Below are 20,058 nucleotides of genomic sequence, written 5' to 3'. Positions count from 1 at the left end.
GAAAAGACGTACTTATGCTCACCCTGACTTTTCTGGTCAAAACGCTGGTCGACCTCTATGTAATGGTCCTGCTGCTGCGCATCTGGATGCAGTGGTCACGCAGCGATTTCTATAACCCGTTGTCGCAGTTTGTCGTCAAAATCACCCAGCCGATTGTCGGGCCGCTGCGCCGCATTCTGCCGTCGTTAGGGCCAATTGACAGCGCCTCACTGCTGCTGGCCTTTATTCTCACGACGATCAAATACCCGTTACTGTTGTTGATTCAGGTTGGCGCGATTTCCCTTAGCCCAATGAACCTGCTAGTCGGGCTGATTTCGCTGATTAAATCCGCGGGATACCTGGTTTTCTGGGTCATCATCATCCGTTCCATCATGAGCTGGGTCAGTCAGGGCCGTAGCCCAATCGAATATCTGCTGCACCAGTTGACTGAACCGCTAATGGCACCACTCCGCCGCATTATTCCAGTCATGGGCGGCATTGATTTCTCTGCGATGGCCGTGATTCTGATTCTGTATATGCTCAACTATCTGGGCATGGACCTGTTCCCGGGACTGTGGTTCCTGCTGTGAGTGCCATTACCCGCCACGGCGATGCGCTGGTGATTCGGCTGTATATTCAGCCGAAAGCCAGCCGGGATCAGATCGTGGGTTTGCATGGCGACGAGCTAAAAGTCGCCATCACCGCACCACCGGTGGATGGGCAAGCCAACGCCCATCTGACCAAATTTCTCGCCAAACAGTTTCGGGTCGCCAAGAGTCTGGTCGTGATTGAAAAAGGCGAACTCGGGCGGCATAAACAGATTAGAATTACCCATCCGCAACACATCCCGGCTGACGTCGCGGACTTCATTGAATAAACACGCAGGACAAGACGATGCAAAAAGTGGTTTTGGCTACCGGAAACCCCGGTAAAGTGCGCGAGCTCGCCAGCTTGCTGGCCGATTTCGGTCTGGACATTGTGGCGCAGACCGAACTGGGCGTGGATTCCGCCGAAGAAACCGGCCTGACCTTCATCGAAAACGCCATCCTGAAAGCACGTCATGCGGCGCACATCACGGGACTGCCAGCCATTGCCGATGATTCCGGTCTGGCTGTCGATGCGCTGGGCGGCGCGCCGGGCATTTACTCGGCACGCTACGCGGGCGTGGATGCCAGCGACCAGCAAAATCTGGATAAGCTGCTGCTGACACTAAAAGACGTACCGGACGAACAGCGCCGCGCCAGCTTCCACTGCGTGTTGGTGTATCTGCGCCACGCGGAAGACCCGACGCCGATTGTCTGCCACGGTAGCTGGCAGGGTGTGCTGACGCATGAAGCGGCGGGCAGCGGCGGCTTCGGCTATGATCCGATCTTCTTCGTGCCAGAGCTGGGTAAAACGGCAGCGGAACTGACGCGTGAAGAGAAGAACGCACAATCTCACCGCGGTCAGGCGCTGCGCCTGCTGCTGGATGCGCTACGCAATGCTTAAGCTTCCCCCGCTCAGCCTGTACATCCATATTCCGTGGTGCGTACAGAAATGTCCGTATTGCGACTTCAACTCTCACGCGCTGAAAGGCGACGTACCGCATCAGGAATATGTCGATCACCTGCTGGCGGATTTGGATGCCGATTTGCCGCTGGCGAGCGGTCGTGAGCTGCACTCGATCTTTATCGGCGGCGGTACGCCCAGCCTGCTGAGCGCGGAAGCGATGCAGGCGCTGCTCGACGGCGTTCGGGCAAGAATTCCGTTAACGCCGGACGCCGAAATTACGATGGAAGCCAACCCCGGTACGGTTGAAGCCGATCGTTTCAGCGGCTATCAGCGTGCGGGGATTAACCGTATCTCCATCGGCGTGCAGAGTTTCGATCCGCAAAAGCTGACGCGCTTAGGGCGTATTCACGGGCCGGACGAGGCCAAACGCGCCGCGCATCTGGCGACCGGTCTGGGATTACGCAGTTTTAATCTGGATCTGATGCACGGCTTGCCGGATCAATCGCTGGACGAAGCGCTGGACGACCTGCGTCAGGCGATTGCGCTCAATCCACCGCATTTATCGTGGTATCAGCTCACCATCGAGCCCAATACGCTGTTTAGCTCGCGCCCGCCGACACTGCCGGACGACGACGCGCTGTGGGACATCTACGAGCAGGGCCACGCGCTACTGAGCGCCGCCGGTTACCAGCAATATGAAACCTCTGCCTATGCCAAACCGGGCTATCAGTGTCAGCACAACCTGAACTACTGGCGCTTCGGTGACTATTTGGGAATTGGCTGCGGGGCGCACGGCAAGCTGACCTTCAGCGACGGCCGCATTCTGCGCACGGTCAAAGTCCGTCATCCGCGTGGCTATATGCAGGGCACGTATCTGGATAAACAGCACGACGTCGCCAACGACGATCGGCCTTTTGAGTTCTTCATGAACCGCTTTCGCCTGCTGGAAGCCGCTCCGCGCGCGGATTTCACGGCGTACACCGGTCTGGAAGAGCACGGCATCCGCCCGCAGTTGGATCAGGCATTGGCGCAAGGTTACCTGACGGAAACCGCTACGCACTGGCAAATCACCGAGCACGGCAAACTATTTCTAAACTCCCTGCTGGAGCTGTTTCTGGCGGAAGAAGAATAATCATTCCGTGGGCAGGTTTATCACAGAAAACCTGCCCACCGCTTCCCACCCTATCTCTCCTTTTGCAATGCTTACAGCGCTTATGTCGAGCCGCCTCCCTTTTCCATCACGCGCCATTTGCACGCAGCATGAAAATCCTTTTTCCTTGTGCTGGACGACGATGCCATCGTTAAGTACGCTACAGGCTTCTGATAAGAACAAATCTTACATCTGAGTACCGGAGGCATGATGGCCAGAACCATGACAATTGACCTTGGAGATGAACTTCGTCATTACGTGGAATCGCTGGTGGAATCAGGCGATTACCGAACGCAAAGTGAAGTCATTCGGGAAGCACTGAGAATGCTACGGGAAAAACAGGCGGAGTCAGATCTGCAAACGCTGCGTCAGTTAATCGCTGAAGGGATAAACAGCGGAGAGCCACAGGAGTGGAATAAAGATGAGTTCTTGCAAAAAATCAGAAACAGGACGCGAACGACCACCCGATAAAATCAAGCTAACGCCGCTGTTGTCCGAATACTTCATCAGTTGCAGAACATTGTGCAGCACCTTAAGTGGATATGAGCCATTTTCTGCGAGCATAAGTGCATTAGCTCAGACTTGAACTGTCAGTTTTCGCGGACAGAGCACAATCACATCGGACTGGCTGCATTGGGTAAAAGCGGAAATGAGAAAGGTTTGCTCATGCGATCTTGAGAATTAATTGAGATTATATAAGAAACACCACCACCTTAATGGATAATGGTGTATTAGCCATTAAATATTTTGACTGGGTCGACTTTCAATTAAATGCAGCCTGTATTTTAATGCATGATGTGTCCTAAATTCATTCTGTATATTAATTTTTAGGTTATGCAAGCTGCTCACATACTCCCATCTACCTTGTTTTTTCTGTCCAATCAATGAATTATCGAAAAGAAAGTTAATATATTGACGTATAACACTGTCAGTAATTCCTGCAAATTCATCCCTGCATTTTTCAGAAAAATCGTTATAGTCAAACGTTTCTACCTGAATGGTTTGAAGTACGGTAAGTAAGTTTTCTATCTCAGGAAACTGATTAGACCATTCATCAATCACTTCATTATATACACTAATAGATGCCTCACGGTCAGCCTCATATAACTCATTGGATGTGTAAAGCCCAGAATTATTTTTATTATGGCAGGATCGTATTTTATTAAAGTATACAATTATATCTCTAGGTCTGAAAAAAGAACGGCGACATATATATTTAAAGGGAGGTGTACCTTGTCTGACAAACGAGACTTCAAATGCTTTCCCAGACCTGTCCTTTTCGTCCCCTAAAGTAACCTCTTGAGGTTTATATTTCTTTATCCTTTCATAGTACATATCATTGAGATTGTTTTCGTCCCACGATATGATAATCGCGCTGTCTTGAAGCAATTTATTTTTATCATTAAATTTCAAAGAATGATAAATATCTGTGCGTAAGAATGGTATTACTTTTAATTTATCAGAAAGATTTTCATCGGAAGAGATATTTCTACATACATTAAGCAGGTTTATTAGAACTTTACTATATTCTTCAATTTGACCTTCCAACCAATTTTCGTCTAACTGGTCTAATGCGATTATTATTTTATTATCTCCCACATTATCTTTAAATACTTTTTCAAAATGAACTAAAAGAGTGAAAGCATTTGATCTAAGCTTCTGTTTAAGTTGTGAGTTTTCCGCTATTTCCTCTAATGAAACCTCGCCAACGTCAAGCGATATATCTTCAAGACTTGCACTTGGTCCTTTAATAGTCTTTAATCGGGTAACTTTAGAAAAAAGGACCTCTCTTAGAGTTGGATCTGGGCTTCCAAAAATAGTTTTTATATATTTATCAGCCCATTTCAAATCTTTGTTCAGTTGTTCTTTTTTGGTGTTTTTTATTTCAATAAGCTTAGAAAGTGCCTTAATGTAAAAAAGATACATCCAACTTTTCTGGTAAGCAGATAGCTCACCAGCCATTGCATCCTTGTAAAGTTGATGCGCAGGCCAAGGATAATCACTGAAATTTAAGCATACTGAATTAAACCCATTAAGATTCGTTGGATTTCCTCGCCTAATATGTTCATAAATTGCGGTTTTCCCCGTCCCCTTTCTTCCAAGAACCAGCCAAGCCCTACTTTCAATAATATCTTTAATAGCGGGGAGTTTAAAAAAGTAAGTCTGCAGATCTCGATCTGTTTCAGCCGAAACTTGAAATTCTGGAAGCCAATCCTTGATATCCATATATACCTCACGAAAATTTAAAGATTGATATTTTCTCTAAAAATAAAGGCAAGTAGTGTCATGTGGCAAGTTTTTTTTGATTTATTTCTAAGTTTAGAGACTTTGGCTTTATTTTCTCACTGTTTTGATATTATTGCTGTAAGTATGGATTTATCGTAGATATTAACAAAGACCATCGTCGTCTTTACAACTGACTCACATATCTAAAACGCCACACAACGTCCGCTCCCAGTAGAGGCGACTGTCAGATTAAATTTAGCTCTGCGCTGTAACAGCGCTAGATCAACACTAAGCTAATATGCATAAGCCGCAACATAATCTCAAACAATATCAGCCGGTTCAGCGCTATCGAGGATTGAATTTTTACCTGCGGTTATGACACAGTAGAAACCTATCACGCTCTGTTTATCAACCACCTGCGGGTAACGATGATGAAACGTATAACAACAATCGTAGTAGCGCTGCTGGTCACGGCAGCATTGAGCGGCTGTAACACCACGCGCGGCTTTGGCCAGGATGTGCAGAAACTGGGTAGCAAAATTTCTCACGCCGCCAGCTAACCTTCCGTCAAATGACAAAAAACCGGCCATACATCAGCCGGTTTTTTCGTTTAGCCGCGATCCCTACGCTTTCCGCAGTTGGTTCAATAACCCTCAGAACGCCGACAGCATATCAATATGCGGAATGCCGTCTTCGTCATATTCATCACCGGTCGCCACAAAGCCGAACGCGCCGTAGAACGTTTGCAAATGGGCCTGCGCGGACAGGAAAAGATGCTTTTGCGGCCAGTGGCGTGCGCAGGCAATCAGCGTGTGTTCCATCAACTGGTGCCCCAGATGTTGCCCGCGGGCATGCGGCGCGACAATCACGCGCCCAATCGTCACCACATCGTTGTTCGGATGGGGCGCTAGCAACCGAGCGCATGCGGCCAGCTTGCCGTCACGGTACGCCGTAATATGGCGATTACCGTCCACCAGATCGCGGCCATCAATATCCAAATAGGGACAGGTTTGCTCGACCACGAATACCTGATTGCGCAGCGCCAATATGTCATGCAGTGAATACACGTTAAGGTCTGCCACATCCCAGTCATGCCATATTAGACTCATTGCTACCCTTCCTATTTCGTTTATTCCGCACCGGTGGAACGATCGCGGCGCTTAGCCAGAATCAGCCATGCCCACAGCAGTGCAATAGCCAGCGCAAACAAGACGCCAAAGCCAATCCCGATGGTGATAACCGACACGCCCAGTTTCACCACCAGAGAATAGAGTCCCAGCATTAACAGCATAGCGCCGTTCTCACCCAAATTCTGTACGGCGATCGCATTCCCCGCACCGACGCTAGCCTTCCCACGCTCCTGCAACAGCGCATTCAGCGGGACGATAAAGAACCCACCGAGCGCCCCCAGCAGAATCAGCAAGGAATAGGCGCTCATGAGATTGTGCTGAAGCGTAAAAATCACCACCACTACGCCAATCAGGAACCCGGCAGGCAAGCAGCGCCGCACGCTATCGAGCGTTACCAGCTTCGCAGCCGCACCGGCTCCCACCACGATACCCACGGCGACCATCGCGTTAAGCAGCGTCGGTGTAGCATTGTCGGTAATCCCAAGCGCATGCGGCACCCACAGCACCAGCAGAAAGCGCAGCGTCACGCCTGCACCCCAGAACATACTGGTGCCGATCAGCGAGAGTCGGGCGTCGCCATCGCGCCACAGTACCCGACAGGCGGAAAAGAAGCTGCTCGCCATCTGCACCGGATGCCACGGCTGCCCCGGTCGCGCCGCGTTGAGACGAGGAATCAGCATATTCGCCCCCAGCGCTATGCCGTAAGCCACTGCACAAACCGACAGCGCCCCGTAAATGTTCCAGTCCGCCAGCACGCCGCCTGCGACTGAACCGGTCAGGATCGCCGCAATCGTCGAGGCTTCCATCAGACCATTCGCTTTGACCAACTGATCGCCGCGCGTGATCTCACCCAGAATGCCGTATTTCGCTGGGGAATAAGCCGCAGCGCCAATGCCCACCAGCGTGTATCCCAGAAACGGATTACCGCCCACGCAAATCAGCAGCGCACCTGCCAGTTTCAGGGTATTGGCGAACATCATCACCTGCCCTTTGGAGAAGCTGTCCGCAATTTGCCCGACAAACGGTGCCAGAATGATGTACGCAGCGACAAACCCCATCTGCAAAAACGGCTGGCTCCAGTCGGGATACACCAGCTGTTTGATCAGCGCTAACGTGGCAAACAGCAGCGCGTTATCGCCAAACGCGGAGAAGAACTGTGCGATAATCACCGCACTCATACTGCGCGACAGCAAAGGCGTCGCGGGTTCAGTCTGTTGACTCATGCATTCGGCTCCGACGCGTTAGTTGCTGGTTCTTCGGCCATCTGGCGCAGCGTGACAAAGTCAGGCTTGCCGCTGCCGAGTAGCGGTAAGGCTTTCACATAGCGAATATCGCGCGGCACCGCCAGTTCCGGTACACCACTGCTGCGTGCCTGTGCGAGCAATGCGTCACGGGTTATCTGGTTGTCCGTCGTAAACAGCACCAGCGCCTCGCCTTTGCTGCTGTCACTTTTCGCACTGGCCGCATGCTGCGCTTCCGGCGATATCCTCACCGCCAGCTGTTCTACGCTTTCCAGTGACACCATCTCCCCCGCCAGCTTGGCAAAGCGCTTCACGCGGCCGATGATGGTGCAGAAGCCTCTTTCATCCAGTTCGACAATATCGCCCGTGTCATACCAGCCCTGCTGCAACTCGCCCTGCGCGTTTTCTGCCGCAGGCGCTTCAAGCACGCCGGGGTTTTCCACCCGCAGATAGCCTTTCATGATATTCGGTCCGCGTAGTTGCAGGCGGCCGCCGCGCGTGATGCCCGGCACCGTAATCAAACGCGATTCGATTTCCGGCAAAAGCTTGCCGACGGAATGGATTTTTGTCGCCATCGGCACGTTGATCGCCACGACCGGCGCGCACTCGGTCACACCGTAGCCTTCCAGAATGCGGATACCAAATTTATCCTGCCAAACCTGACGCGTCGTTTCAGACAACTTTTCCGCCCCGGCAACCACATAGCGCAGACGAGCAAAATCATACGGATGAGCAAAGCGCGCGTAGTTGCCTAAGAACGTCGACGTCCCAAACAGCACGGTACAGTTCTGGTCATAAACCAGCTCCGGCACGATGCGATAATGCAGCGGGCTGGGATAGAGGAACACGCGAGCGCCCGTCATCAGTGGCGTTAACAGCCCCACCGTCAGGCCAAACGCATGGAACAGCGGCAGCGCAGACATAAAACGGTCGCGCGGCGTGAAATCCGCCACCGTACGAATCTGCTCAACGTTCGCCAGCAGGCTGTCATGGGAATGCACAACACCTTTCGGATTCCCCTCGGAACCGGAGGTAAACAGCACGATAGCCGCATCGTCAGGCTTCTGCGGCAGCATCGCACGAGCCGGAAACAGCAGATGAAACAGGATCCACAGCTTATCGGTCAGCGTCACGGTGTCTTTCAAATCTTCCAGATAAACCCAGTTGGCCTCGCTGACCTGCTTCGGTAGATCCGTTAGCTTGCCCTTTTCAAGAAACTGGCGAGACGTGACGATGGTTTTAATCCCCGCCGCTTTCATCGCGCTTTGTAGCCCTTTCGCGCCAGCGGTGTAGTTCAGCATGGCAGGAACGCGGTTACGCAGCGATGCGCCCAGGATGGATGCCGCAGTAATGGTTGCGTTGGGCAACAGCATGCCGACATGCTCATCGACGCGGGTAAAGCGCTGCAAAATGCGCGACACGCCCAGCGATTTTTTCAATAAGCCCTGATAGCTGTCTTCATTGAATGAGATGTCCGCAATGCTGGGGGAGGAGCGCCCATAACGGGTTCTCGCGGCCAGAAAGGCCTGATACAGCGTGTGCTGCGGGCGCGTATCCATCCGCGCTTTCATCATAATCTGGTGTAAATGCTCACCGGCCAGCGCCCGGCGTTCTCTGGCACTGCTGGCTTCCGGCATCGGCAACGTGGTCGGCGGCAAATAGGTGATCGTAATTTGCGGGAGGCAGCGGCGTTTAAAGACGCCTGCCAGCCGACCAAACGGCGTGAACTCTGCGCCATCAATGCGCACGGGGATAATCGTTGCTCCCGATTTCGCCGCGACAAACGCCGCGCCGCTGTAAATCTTCATCAGCGATCCGGTTACGCTGATGCGCCCTTCAGGGAAAACCACGACGGGCTGGCCGCGTTCGATCACCTTGATCAGCCCTTTGATTGCCAGAGGCTTAGTGGGGTCTAACGGCACGAAATCGATATACGGCTTCAGCCAGCGCATAAACCAGCGGTCGGAAATGGAGGAGTACACGGCAAAGACGGGCTTTATCGGTAAGAATAACGCCAGCAAAACGCCATCAAGGAACGAGACGTGATTGGGGGTGATGAGCAATTTGGATTGCTGAAACTGGCTGCTGTCGCCCTCGATCCGGATGCGGTACAGACGCTGGAACACCCAACGTAACAGGGTATGAATCATGCCTTCTCCCAATAGACAGATAAACGGGCAGCTTGCTGAAACGCAAAAACCACCAGGCGATACGTCAAAATACTACATATGCACCATACTTCAAGCGACGGGCACACGGCTTAACGTGAAGATTGCCAACGGCACAGCATTCACATCGCATGAAAATGGCTGGAAATAACGAAAGCGGGAAATTCAGGCAAAAAAAAACCTACGCATCCGCGTAGGTTGGTGTAATCAAATGGTTTCAATGTACAGAGCACATCGATATATCACCAATCAATACCTCTGGGACTTGTAACTCTAAAGATCGCCGCATCGCTTCACCAGCGATGAATCGAAAGAGTTATTCTATAAGTGCAACCAACTGTAAGATTCTGGTGAATCATGTAAGGCCGCCGCCTTTTAGCGCGTTTTCTAGCGTGATAGCGACTGATGATACAGGCGCACGGCTTTATCTGGGTAATCCAACCCATCGCCGATGTAACGCCAGCCGTGTTTTTCGTAATAGCCGCTAAACGTGGCGAACAAATAGAGATCGTCAAAACCTCGACGACGACAGAAATCCAGTACGTGCTGTTGCAGCGCCAGACCTAACCCTTTGTCACGCTGGCTTTCTTCCACGTACAGCGATGCCAGCCAGGGCGTCAGATCCTGTCGGCTGATTAAATCACAGCGCCAGAGTCCCACCGTCCCGACTAAACGCTCGCCCTCCAGCGCGATAAACGTCAGCGGCAGCACCGCAGGATTCAGGCTATTGCGCACCACGCTGGCAAAGAATTCCCGGCTGTTCTGGCTGCCGAACGCCTGCCAAATCCAGTCGATCACCTGCTCTTGATGCTGGGGATGATCCGCCAGATAAACAATCTTCACGCTAGAAATATCCGTCATGATCACACCAGTTTCCCCTGGAAGATCGGCACAGAATCAAACAAATAGCCGTCAAACTCCGGTGCATCGGCGTCAGAGATTTCCATCAACGTATTTTTGACGTTTTCGAGGTGCTGCCACATCGCCTGATAAGAGCCAGACACATCGCGACGCCGCAGCGCCGCCAGAATAGCCTGATGATCCGCCAACCATTTCAGGCGATAGCCCTGCGTCCCAACATGCGTATAAAGCTGCTGCCAGAGCGCGTTATCGTCACGGCACGCCCAGATATTGCTGACCGTCTCCAGCAGCATCTGGTTTTGCGTCGCACCGGCAATTTGCAGATGGAACAGGCGATCGAAATCGCCACGGTAATCTTTGCCGGCAATCGCGGCCTGCTCTTGTTCCAGCGTCTTACGCAGATTTTCGATATCCGCCCGCGTTGCCATACGTGCCGCAAACGCCGCGATGTTGCTTTCCAGCAGTTGGCGAGCCTGTAGCATTTCAAACGCGCCGATATGATTTTTGGCACCGTCTGCCGCGTCGTCTTCATCGGGAATACGCAAGACATAAACCCCAGAGCCCTGACGAATATCGACCGTGCCTTCCAGTTCAAGCATCAGTAGCGCTTCGCGCACTATCGTCCGGCTAACGCCATAGGTTTCCGCAATATTTCGTTCAGGAGGAAGGCGCGATCCGACGGGGTAATCCCCTGACTGAATCTTCTGACGCAAATCACAGCCGATTTCCTGATATTGCTTCTTCTCTTGCAGAACCACATCCTTCGCCACGCTTTCACCCTACATGCACTGTCGCCCTAGGTGCGGACGTCAGGCCCGCACCGAATATACCCAGCCACGTACTGACGTCGCAGCGGGGCATTAGTCTACCAAACTCAGCGCCTGATCCAGTACTTTTGCGCCATTTAATGTGCCGTAGGCGACGGGGTCGATCACCGCGATAGGAATCTGGTAGCTGTCCGTCAGCTTTTTATTCTCGTTAAGCTTGAAGCGCACCTGCGGCCCCAGCAGAACCGCAATAATGTCGCCGCCAAACTCCTGCAACTCATCCCGCAAGTTTTGCTCAGGGATCGCGTAGATCTTCAGCTCCATTCCCCGCGTTTCCGCTTCCTTCTCCATCTTGGTGACCACCAGTGAGGTCGACATTCCTGCTGAGCAGGCCAGTACGATTCTTTTCATATTCCGTTCCTCATTTTGGTTATCTGCACCTATTTCTCTTCATCATCCAGCGTCAATTCAAGTCGACGCGTGTCGTGTAGCTGACGAAACCAGGCGGCGGATTTTTTCGGCCGCCGTTGCCGATCCTGCTCCAGATCGATTTCGATCAATCCATAGCGATTTTTAAATGCGTTCATCGGCGAGACGTTGTCGGTAAAGGCCCACAACATGTAGCCGCGGCAGTTTGCGCCCTCTTCCTTCGCCTTCAGCGTCCAGTACAGGTGTTCGGCAATAAATGCGATACGGTAATCATCCTGAATCACGCCCGCGTCGTCTTTAAAGCGCGCCTCGTTCTCAATACCGATGCCGTTTTCCGCTACAAACCACGGCGTATTGCCGTAGTCGCGCTCTATGCGTTTCGCCATGTCGTAAATGATTTTGGGATTGATCTCCCAGCCGCGCGAGGTGTTCATGCGACGCCCCGGCAGCTCAAAATGCTCGTAATAATAGGCCGGATGGAACGGTGTCTCTTTGTTCCACTCACGGCTGGGCGCTTTGACCCGATGCGGGTAATACAGGTTGATCCCCACCTCATCGACCGTATTGTCCCGAATGATCGCCAGCTCTTCTTCCGTGTAATCCCACTTCACCTGATGCTGCGCCAGCAGCGCCACCAGCTCAGCTGGATATTCGCCTTTTAACGCCGGATCGAGAAAAACGCGGTTATAGAACAGATCGTAAAGGTGCGCCGCTTTCACATCGTGCGCCGCACGGGATCGCGGATACGTGACTTCGGGATTGAGGATCACACCGATCGAACCGCCATCCCGGTGATAGCCCTGCTGCCGAAACCGCTGCACCACTTTGGCCGTCGCCAGATTCTTATGGTGATTCCACTGCATCCACGTGTGCGTGTTCTGCTCATAAGGGTAGCGTAGCGCGTCCAGATAAACGCGCGTCTGCACCACAATTGGCTCATTGAAGGTAAACCAGCGCTTCACTTTCCCGGCATAGCGGGTAAAAACCGCGTCGGCGTACAGCACAAACCACTCCACCACCTGCTTGGATGACCAACCCTGATACTTCTCCAGCAAGCAGGCGGGTAGCTCGTAATGCTCAAGGCAAATCATCGGTTCGATCCCCTGCCGGTGCATTTCATCCAGCAGGTTATCGATATAGGCCGCGTACTCTTCATCGACAATGCCTTTCTCATAGTCCAGCATAAAGCGTGACCAGTTGATCGACGTACGATAGTGCGTCAGCCCTGCCAGCTTCATCAGCGCCACGTCTTCCCGATAGCGATTAAAGAAATCCGTCGCTTTCGCCGGGCCGTAGCCGTTGTGCCAGACCTGACGATCCTGCTTGTACCAGAGATCCAGATAGGAATCCTGCCCGGCTTTCTTGCCCCTCCATCCTTCCGTCTGCCATGCCGATGCCGCCGCGCCCAGAATAAAATCCGGTGGGATAGTCAGTGCAACCTTACTCATGCGTTACCTCTCCTCTCGTCCGTTTCAGGCTTTTTCCGCTGCGGCCTGCTTTTCTGCTTCCAACTGCGCCAGCTCGGCACGACGGGACGCCACTTTGACAAACGGCAGATAGATCAGCATCGCAACGATGATGCATACGATTTGTGTCGCAACAGCCCCCATCGATCCTGCCGTCGACAGCCAGGCGTTAATGATCGGCGGTGTTGTCCACGGCACCATCACCACGGCTTTGCCCGCAAACCCCATGCTGGTGGCGAAATAACCAATCGTGCCCGTCACTAACGGTGTGATAATGAAGGGAATAGCCAGAATCGGGTTGAGCATAATCGGCATACCAAAAATCACCGGCTCATTAATGTTGAACACGCTGGGGCCGAAGGAGATTTTGGCGATCTCTTTCATCTCTTTGCGCTTGGAAGCAATCATTACTGCCAGCAGCAGGCCAATCGTCAGGCCGGAACCACCGATGCTCATGTACACATCCCAGAACGGCATGGTGATAATGTTCGGTATCTCATGCCCCTGCTCGAACGCGGTCATGTTGACGGCAATCGCCCCCAGCAATAGCGGTTCACGAATCGGTTTAATCATCTGGTTGCCGTGAATCCCGATCACCCAGAACAGCTGAGCGACAAACATCAGCACCAGTAAACCAGGCAGGCTTTGCACCACGGATTCCAGCGGCTGCTGCACCACCTGATACACCGCGTCATACAGGTACATGCCCGTCACGCGGTGAAACACAAACCCAAAGGTGGCGATCGCAACCACCGTGATAATGGAAGGAAACAGCGCAGAAAAAGAGGCCGCAACGTTGGGCGGCACGCTGTCCGGCATTTTAATCTGCAGCCGATCGACATTTTGCAGCTTGGTATACATCTCGACAGACAGGATGGCGATGAACATCCCCAGAAACAGGCTTTTGGTATCGGAGAACTGTTTCGCCAGCACGTCTTTCACCACCATCATCTGTCCGTTAACGGCCATTTCGATCGTGGTCGGCGTGACGGCAATAAAGCAGATCACTGCCAGCAGGCCAGGAAACAGCCCGCGTGAACCGTTAATCTTCCCAAGCTCGATACCAATCAGGAAGACGGCACCGATAGTCAGAAAACTGAGCGTGGCGTAGTTAATGCCGCTCATAATCGGTTTAAGTTCAGCCAGAAACGAGAACGTGGAAAAACTGGCCAGACCATTTTTCGGATCCATCACCATGTTGGAAATCAGAACGGAAAACGCCCCGACGATAATGACGGGCATCAGCGTAATAAAGGATGCCTTAATCGCCATAATGTAACGCAGACTGTTAAATTTATTGGCAAAGGAGCCCAATGAATCAATCAGTTGGTCCTTAAATGACATAACACCACCTCTTTCATCATCATATTGTTATATCGCGTGTGACACGCGGGATGGCCGTTACGCGCAGGGTAAATGCAGGTACCGCGCTTTCGCGTTTGGCATACCAAAAATCAACCATAATGAATTATTTTTCTGTGACATGACTCTCACAAGGCAATATTGGAATTCCAATATGATGAAAATGTGATTTTTGGCATACCATAAATTCTCAGCCAACCTAGGCTGCTTTCCTGACCGTAATAAGGAAACCGACGATGAAAGATACAGAAAACGTTCCTGCATTCGATATGGAACAAACCGTGATGGAACTGCTGATTAATGCGGGTGAAGCGCGCTCAAACGCCATGATGGCCATTCAGGCCGCACGCCAACGGGAGTGGCAACAGGCTGACGATCTGCTCGCGGCGTCACAAGAAGCGGCGCGTGCGGCTCACCGCGTTCAAACACGGCTGATCGGTCTGGACGAAGGGGAAGGCAAGGTGCCCGTCAACCTGATCATGGTGCATGCACAGGATCATCTGATGACTGCCATGCTATGCCGGGATTTGGCAGAAGAGATTGTCTTGTTACGCCGTGAAATGGCCGCATCACAAAATTAAAAAAAATCTGGTTGAGAAACGAACATCAGGCGTTAAATCCAGCAATATGCCTGTGGTAACATGTCGCATGATGTTCGTAACAGGGATGAATCGGCGTTTTTAGCCCGTCATCATACTCAATTAAGGTGCAGCGATGAAAACCATGCTTGAGGTGGCAAGACGTGCAGGAGTGTCTAAAGCGACCGTCTCCAGAGTGCTAAACGGCACGGGTCAGGTCAAACAGGCAACACGCGATGCCGTATTTCAGGCAATGGAGGAACTAGGCTACCGTCCTAACTTTCTGGCGCGTTCGCTGGCTCGTCGTACCTCAAACAGCATTGGTCTTGTTATCTCCAATTTTAACGGCCCCTATTTTGGTCGTCTGCTGCGCCGTGCTACGGATATCGCAGAAAGCAACGGTAAGCACCTGATCGTCACCGACGGGCACGATACACCGGAAGATGAGCAGCGCGCGGTGCAACTACTGTCAGACAGGCAGTGTGACGCCATTATTCTCTATACCCGTTATATGTCCGAATCGGACCTCATGACGCTGCTCGACACGCTGACCATTCCGATGATCGTGATGAATCGCGATCTGCCGCAGGCGCGAGAGCGTTGCATTTTCTTCCGTCAGCAGCAAGCCGCGTTTGACGTGGTGAATTACCTGATCGAACAGGGTCACCGTGAGATCGCCTTTATCACCGCCCCCATGCAAACACCGACGGCGCAGGCGCGACTCGCGGGCTATCAGCAGGCATTAACCGCTCACCAAATCGCGCTTGAACCGCGCCGGGTGGCATATGGCACCAGTATGGTCGCCAGCGGCTATCAGGCTGCACGCCAGTTGCTGAATAGCGGCATCAGTTTTAGCGCGCTGTTTGTCAGCAACGATCACATGGCGATTGGCGCGATGAAAGCACTGTACGAGGCAGGGAAAAAATTACCGCAGGATGTCTCCGTCTTCGGCTTTGACGATGAACCCTGCGCCACTTACCTGCACCCTTCACTTTCCACCGTCTACATGCCGATTGAAGAGATGGCCGCTACCGCAATTACGCAAGTGCTGGATCTGATCGCGGGTAAGGACGTCAACCCGCTACAGCCCTTCACCGGCGAACTAAAAATCCGCGAGTCGGTACAGAAAGGGCCGTATTACACAGCGTAAAACTCACAGTAAAACCGCTCCCCGGGCAGCTGCCTGCACGGGGCTCTCCTCTTTAGCCATGCTCAATCAACATCACCGCACTCGTATCCGCTTCCAGCGCATCAAACAGATGCGGGACATCAGCGGAGTAGCTAATGTAATCCCCTGCGCTCAGTTCAACGGGCTGTGTGACAGGCCCAATTCTGGCGCGACCACTGCTCAGGATCACGTGTTCAACCGTCCCCGGCCTATGCGGTTGAGAGATTCTGGCTTCCCCCGGCTGCACTTTCAGCCGATAGATATCACGCTGCGCGCCTGCCGGGCACGCGGCCAGCAATGTCGCGGCATAGTTCGCCTGCTCGGAGTAGGTTGCTGCGCCTTCGTTAGCCCGAATCACCTGCACGTGCTGGCGAGGCTGCCCAATCAGTTGGCTGACTTGTACATCAAGCGCCATCGCCAGCGCCCAGAGCGTTTCCAGACTCGGGTTGCCGATCCCAGTTTCCAGCTGTGAAAGCGTTGATTTTGCCAACCCTGCGCGCTTTGCCAGTTCGGTCACTGACAGATTTAACCGCTCTCGTTCACGCCGAATAGAAACCGCCAGCCGTGCGATGGGCGTAATCTCCTGCGCCCCCTTTTCCTGATTATCGATCGCCATATCGTTCACCATAACGTCCATTTGTTCGACTTGACGAACAAATGGTTTGTGTTCATTATTTTGTCCTGTTGTTCATTATAAAAAATTTTGTTCGCTATAGCAGTAATCTCGACACACTAACAGGCAGGAAAAAAGATGGCACCTCAGACTCGCGGCACGATAGAAATGGCTATCGCGATGATCATTTCCGGCACCGTCGGCTGGTTCGTTTTGACAGCAGGACAGCCAGCCATGACGGTCGTCTTCTGGCGCTGCGCGTTCGGTGCATTGACGATGCTCATCGTCTGCGGATTATTGGGTCTGTTGCGGCGGGGCATCATTAGCAGGAAGCAGGCTGGCATTGCCCTACTCGGCGGTCTGGCACTGGTATTCAACTGGATGCTGCTATTTGGCGCTTATACACACGCGTCTATCGCCGTCGCCACCGTGGTTTACCACACGCAGCCCTTTATGCTGCTGGGGCTAGGCGCGATCTTTTTCAGGGAAACGCTCACCCTCAACAAAATCGGCTGGCTGCTGTGCGCCTTTAGCGGCATCGTCCTGATCGTCAGCGCCCAAACGGGAACCGACAGCAATGACAAAAGCTATCTGTCAGGCGTGCTGATGGCATTGGGTGCCGCGTTCTTCTACGCCGTGGCGGCCGCGATAACGAAAAAACTGTCGGGGATCCCACCGCACGTGCTCGTGCTGATACAGCTGCTCGTTGGTGTCGTCATCCTTGCGCCCTTCGCGACAATGCCAGTTTCCCCTACGGTTTCACAGTGGGGAATGCTTGTGACTATCGGCGTGATCCATACCGGGCTGATGTCGACGCTGTTATACAGCGCGATCCAGAAGATCCCGACTGCGCTGGTTGGCGCGCTGTCGTTTATCTATCCCGTTACCGCCGCGCTGGTAGACTGGGCGGCTTTTGGGCATCGGCTGAATGCGATGCAGCTTGCCGGGGCGGTCGCGATTCTGCTGTCCGCCGCCGGTATGACGTTCGGTTGGCGCATCACGTTCAACAGGCAAGGGCCTCGTTTGCGTCAGGCTGTGCGTTCGGGGGAAAAACAGAATGCCTCTCCCCCGATCCAACCGAATCATCCCGATTAAAGTGCTTCCAGCGCCAGCAGCTCGTCCAGCGTCTGGCGACGACGAATCAGGCGTGGTTCACCGTTTTCGAACAGCACTTCCGGCAGCAGCGGACGGCTGTTGTAGTTCGAGGACATGGATGCGCCGTACGCACCAGTATCATGGAAGACCAGATAGTCGCCAACCTGCGCATCCGGCAGCGCGAACGTTTCCACGCCGCCACCCGCCTGCTGAGTAAACACATCGCCGGATTCACACAGCGGCCCGGCAATCACGCTGTCGCGCAACGTGGACTGGCTGGTATCGCGGCCATCGCCCGGCAGCAAAGAAACGTGGTGATAGCTACCGTACATTGCCGGACGCATCAGATCGTTAAACCCGGCATCGACCAGCACAAAGTGGCGACTCCCCATAGATTTTATCGCCCGCACTTCCGCCACCAGCACGCCCGATTCCGCAACCAGAAAACGCCCCGGCTCGATTTCCAGCGTCACCGGATGACCGAGATGCGCGGCAATTTTCTCACGCGCCGCATTCCACAGCCCGTAATAGTGTTCGGTATCAATCGCTTCTTCGCCGTGGCGATAGGGAATCGACAGCCCGCCGCCCGCTGAAATCGCCTCGATATCCTGACCCAGTTCAACAACCTGCTGCACCATCGCCTCGCACACCTGTTCCAGATGGCCGTAATCGACGCCGGAACCAATGTGCATGTGGATTCCCACCAGCTTCAGCTGATAGCGCTGAATGTGCGCCAGCGCCAGCGGCAAATCGCCGTACCAGATGCCGTGCTTGCTGTTCTCGCCGCCAGTGTTGGTTTTCTGGCTGTGACCATGACCAAAGCCCGGATTCACACGCAGCCACACCGGATGCCCCGGCGACTGCTGCCCAAGCTGCTCCAGCATATCGACCGAACCGGCGTTCACCGGAATGTTCAGTTCGGAAACGCGTTGTAGCGTCGGACGATCTAGCAGATCGGCAGTAAACACGATCTCATGCGCATCGGTGCCCGGCACAAAGCCTGCAATCAGCGCACGCTCGATCTCACCCAGCGATACCGAATCCACTTTCACACCCTGCTCACGCATCAGGCGCAAAATGTGCGTGTTGGAACACGCCTTCTGCGCGAAGCGGATCGTGTCAAACTGGCGTAGTTGGGCGATGCGGTTAACGATGGTCTGTGCGTCATAGGCCCAAACCGGGCAACCAAAACGGGCAGGCAGTTCACGCAGACTTTGCGCGTTCAGGGCGTGTGTTACGTCATTCAGATCGTGTGGCATAAATAATTACCAATTACGGGTTAATCGTAGTTAAGAATCACTATAAAAATTACCATTCTGGTAAACAAATATCGTTTTAAGCAGACTCTATTCATTTCTGATATGGTTTATAAAAATGAATGAAGGAGCCGACATGGCAGCAGTATCCTTACGACACATCGAGATTTTCCATGCGGTCATGACGACCGGGAATCTGACGGAAGCAGCGGATCTGCTGAACACGTCGCAGCCGACCGTCAGCCGCGAGCTGGCACGCTTTGAGAAGCTGATTCAGATGACGCTGTTCGAGCGACTGCGCGGTCGGCTTTACCCCACCGCGCAGGGGTTACAGCTGTTTGAAGAAGTGCAGCGCTCGTATTATGGACTGGATCGGATCATCAACGCCGCCAGCGATATTCGCCGTTTTCAGCAGGCGCAGCTTTCCATTGCCTGCCTTCCCGTCTTCTCACAGTCGCTGCTGCCCGACGCCTGTAAACCGCTGCTGGCACGCTATCCGCTGCTTAATCTGCATATCATTCCGCAAGAGTCGCCGCTGCTGGAAGAGTGGCTGTCTGCCCAGCGCCACGATTTGGGCTTAACGGAAAACAGCCTCACGCCAGCCGGTACAGAGCGGCAAACACTGATGTTGCTCAATGAAGTGTGCGTGCTGCCTGCCGGGCATCCATTGGCGCAAAAAGCGGTGCTCACGCCGCAGGATTTTGCCGATGAGCCCTTTATCAGCCTGTCGAGCGCCGACAGCTATCGCCAACTGTTGGACAAGCTGTTTCAGGAAGAGGGCGTGTCGCGCCGGATGGTACTGGAAACGCACAGCGCGGCATCGGTGTGTGCGATGGTGCGGGCAGGCATTGGGCTGTCGATCGTTAACCCGCTCACCGCGTTGGATTATGCCGCCTCCGGCGTCGTCGTGCGGCCTTTCAGCATCGACGTGCCCTTTACGGTCAGCCTGATTCGTCCACTGCACCGCCCTGCTTCGGCGCTGGTCGATACCGTGATTGATCAACTCAAGCAGTATGCCGCCGATGTGCCTTCACGTCTGGAGCAGGTCTTGCAGCGCTAATAACGTGATTCGCTTGTG

At 53.3% G+C, this 20,058-nt stretch carries 21 protein-coding genes; 10 read left to right on the top strand and 11 right to left on the bottom strand.

The genetic code is table 11. The features are described 5' to 3' along the window. Positions 1-14 precede the first annotated feature (14 nt). From MYB54_RS03810 to MYB54_RS03790, 5 genes are all read left to right on the top strand, one after another. Positions 15-569: a YggT family protein gene (locus tag MYB54_RS03810; protein WP_010295003.1), complete on the top strand. Its 555-nt coding sequence runs from the start codon at positions 15-17 to the stop codon at positions 567-569. Further along, on the top strand, positions 566-856 hold the full coding sequence (yggU, locus tag MYB54_RS03805; protein ID WP_010279110.1) for a DUF167 family protein YggU: 291 nt from the start codon (positions 566-568) through the stop codon (positions 854-856). The genes MYB54_RS03810 and yggU overlap by 4 nt, the downstream gene beginning before the upstream one ends. Before the next feature lie 17 nt (positions 857-873). Further along, positions 874-1,467, top strand: a complete 594-nt coding sequence (locus MYB54_RS03800; protein WP_014916538.1) for an XTP/dITP diphosphatase — start codon at positions 874-876, stop codon at positions 1,465-1,467. Further along, a complete protein-coding gene (hemW, locus tag MYB54_RS03795; RefSeq protein WP_100018222.1) occupies positions 1,460-2,602 on the top strand; it encodes a radical SAM family heme chaperone HemW in 1,143 nt (380 codons plus the stop codon). The genes MYB54_RS03800 and hemW overlap by 8 nt, the downstream gene beginning before the upstream one ends. A 225-nt stretch (positions 2,603-2,827) precedes the next feature. After that, positions 2,828-3,091 carry a type II toxin-antitoxin system ParD family antitoxin gene (locus MYB54_RS03790; RefSeq protein WP_228376632.1) on the top strand — a complete coding sequence of 88 codons (264 nt, stop codon included), beginning with the start codon at positions 2,828-2,830 and terminating at the stop codon, positions 3,089-3,091. A 267-nt stretch (positions 3,092-3,358) separates the two neighbouring features. Here MYB54_RS03790 and MYB54_RS03785 read toward each other — a convergent pair whose 3' ends face one another. Next, positions 3,359-4,846 (bottom strand): P-loop ATPase, Sll1717 family, encoded by a 1,488-nt coding sequence (locus MYB54_RS03785; protein WP_248721529.1) that lies wholly within the window; start codon positions 4,844-4,846, stop codon positions 3,359-3,361. Between the two features lie 431 nt (positions 4,847-5,277). Here MYB54_RS03785 and MYB54_RS03780 point away from each other — a divergent pair, with 431 nt between their 5' ends. After that, a complete protein-coding gene (locus MYB54_RS03780) occupies positions 5,278-5,406 on the top strand; it encodes an entericidin A/B family lipoprotein (protein ID WP_010279129.1) in 129 nt (42 codons plus the stop codon). Between the two features lie 93 nt (positions 5,407-5,499). On the opposite strand, the gene MYB54_RS03775 is transcribed toward MYB54_RS03780, so the two are convergent. The 8 genes from MYB54_RS03775 to MYB54_RS03740 all read right to left on the bottom strand — a co-directional run bounded on the left by MYB54_RS03775 (position 5,500) and on the right by MYB54_RS03740 (position 14,252). Then, the gene (locus MYB54_RS03775; protein WP_039558290.1) at positions 5,500-5,955 is read right to left on the bottom strand and encodes a GNAT family N-acetyltransferase; all 456 of its coding nucleotides are present in this window, start codon (positions 5,953-5,955) and stop codon (positions 5,500-5,502) included. A gap of 20 nt (positions 5,956-5,975) precedes the next feature. Further along, positions 5,976-7,199: a lysophospholipid transporter LplT gene (lplT, locus tag MYB54_RS03770; RefSeq protein ID WP_014916545.1), complete on the bottom strand. Its 1,224-nt coding sequence runs from the start codon at positions 7,197-7,199 to the stop codon at positions 5,976-5,978. Beyond that, positions 7,196-9,367, bottom strand: coding sequence for a bifunctional acyl-ACP--phospholipid O-acyltransferase/long-chain-fatty-acid--ACP ligase (aas, locus tag MYB54_RS03765; RefSeq protein WP_039549646.1), 2,172 nt, complete (start codon positions 9,365-9,367; stop codon positions 7,196-7,198). Before aas ends, lplT begins: the two co-directional genes overlap by 4 nt. A 405-nt stretch (positions 9,368-9,772) precedes the next feature. After that, positions 9,773-10,246, bottom strand: coding sequence for a GNAT family N-acetyltransferase (locus MYB54_RS03760; protein ID WP_248721528.1), 474 nt, complete (start codon positions 10,244-10,246; stop codon positions 9,773-9,775). A gap of 2 nt (positions 10,247-10,248) precedes the next feature. After that, the gene (locus MYB54_RS03755; RefSeq protein ID WP_014916548.1) at positions 10,249-11,016 is read right to left on the bottom strand and encodes an FCD domain-containing protein; all 768 of its coding nucleotides are present in this window, start codon (positions 11,014-11,016) and stop codon (positions 10,249-10,251) included. A 90-nt stretch (positions 11,017-11,106) separates the two neighbouring features. Continuing rightward, positions 11,107-11,424 (bottom strand): PTS sugar transporter subunit IIB, encoded by a 318-nt coding sequence (locus MYB54_RS03750; RefSeq protein ID WP_014916549.1) that lies wholly within the window; start codon positions 11,422-11,424, stop codon positions 11,107-11,109. Positions 11,425-11,453: 29 nt separating this feature from the next. Continuing rightward, complete coding sequence (locus tag MYB54_RS03745; protein ID WP_248721527.1) at positions 11,454-12,890, bottom strand: glycoside hydrolase family 1 protein; 1,437 nt, start codon at positions 12,888-12,890, stop codon at positions 11,454-11,456. A 24-nt stretch (positions 12,891-12,914) separates the two neighbouring features. Further along, positions 12,915-14,252 carry a PTS sugar transporter subunit IIC gene (locus tag MYB54_RS03740; protein ID WP_248721526.1) on the bottom strand — a complete coding sequence of 446 codons (1,338 nt, stop codon included), beginning with the start codon at positions 14,250-14,252 and terminating at the stop codon, positions 12,915-12,917. Positions 14,253-14,506: 254 nt separating this feature from the next. Here MYB54_RS03740 and MYB54_RS03735 point away from each other — a divergent pair, with 254 nt between their 5' ends. Further along, the gene (locus tag MYB54_RS03735) at positions 14,507-14,851 is read left to right on the top strand and encodes a PTS lactose/cellobiose transporter subunit IIA (protein ID WP_010279161.1); all 345 of its coding nucleotides are present in this window, start codon (positions 14,507-14,509) and stop codon (positions 14,849-14,851) included. Between the two features lie 133 nt (positions 14,852-14,984). Then, positions 14,985-15,998, top strand: coding sequence for a LacI family DNA-binding transcriptional regulator (locus MYB54_RS03730; RefSeq protein ID WP_039502062.1), 1,014 nt, complete (start codon positions 14,985-14,987; stop codon positions 15,996-15,998). A 52-nt stretch (positions 15,999-16,050) separates the two neighbouring features. Here MYB54_RS03730 and MYB54_RS03725 read toward each other — a convergent pair whose 3' ends face one another. Next, complete coding sequence (locus MYB54_RS03725; RefSeq protein WP_305883918.1) at positions 16,051-16,644, bottom strand: helix-turn-helix domain-containing protein; 594 nt, start codon at positions 16,642-16,644, stop codon at positions 16,051-16,053. Between the two features lie 123 nt (positions 16,645-16,767). Here MYB54_RS03725 and MYB54_RS03720 point away from each other — a divergent pair, with 123 nt between their 5' ends. After that, positions 16,768-17,724 (top strand): DMT family transporter, encoded by a 957-nt coding sequence (locus MYB54_RS03720; protein ID WP_248721524.1) that lies wholly within the window; start codon positions 16,768-16,770, stop codon positions 17,722-17,724. On the opposite strand, the gene lysA is transcribed toward MYB54_RS03720, so the two are convergent. Continuing rightward, entirely contained in the window at positions 17,721-18,983 is a 1,263-nt protein-coding gene (lysA, locus tag MYB54_RS03715; RefSeq protein WP_248721523.1) for a diaminopimelate decarboxylase, read from the bottom strand. The two genes, MYB54_RS03720 and lysA, sit on opposite strands and share 4 nt — an antisense overlap. A 133-nt stretch (positions 18,984-19,116) precedes the next feature. Here lysA and MYB54_RS03710 point away from each other — a divergent pair, with 133 nt between their 5' ends. Next, a complete protein-coding gene (locus MYB54_RS03710) occupies positions 19,117-20,040 on the top strand; it encodes a LysR family transcriptional regulator (protein ID WP_248721522.1) in 924 nt (307 codons plus the stop codon). Positions 20,041-20,058: the final 18 nt, after the last annotated feature.

Source organism: Pectobacterium nicotianae, from assembly GCF_023272715.1.
GTDB lineage: Bacteria > Pseudomonadota > Gammaproteobacteria > Enterobacterales > Enterobacteriaceae > Pectobacterium > Pectobacterium brasiliense.
The sequence above is the reverse complement of the archived record's forward strand: the minus strand, read 5'-3'. Positions and strand labels throughout refer to the sequence as shown.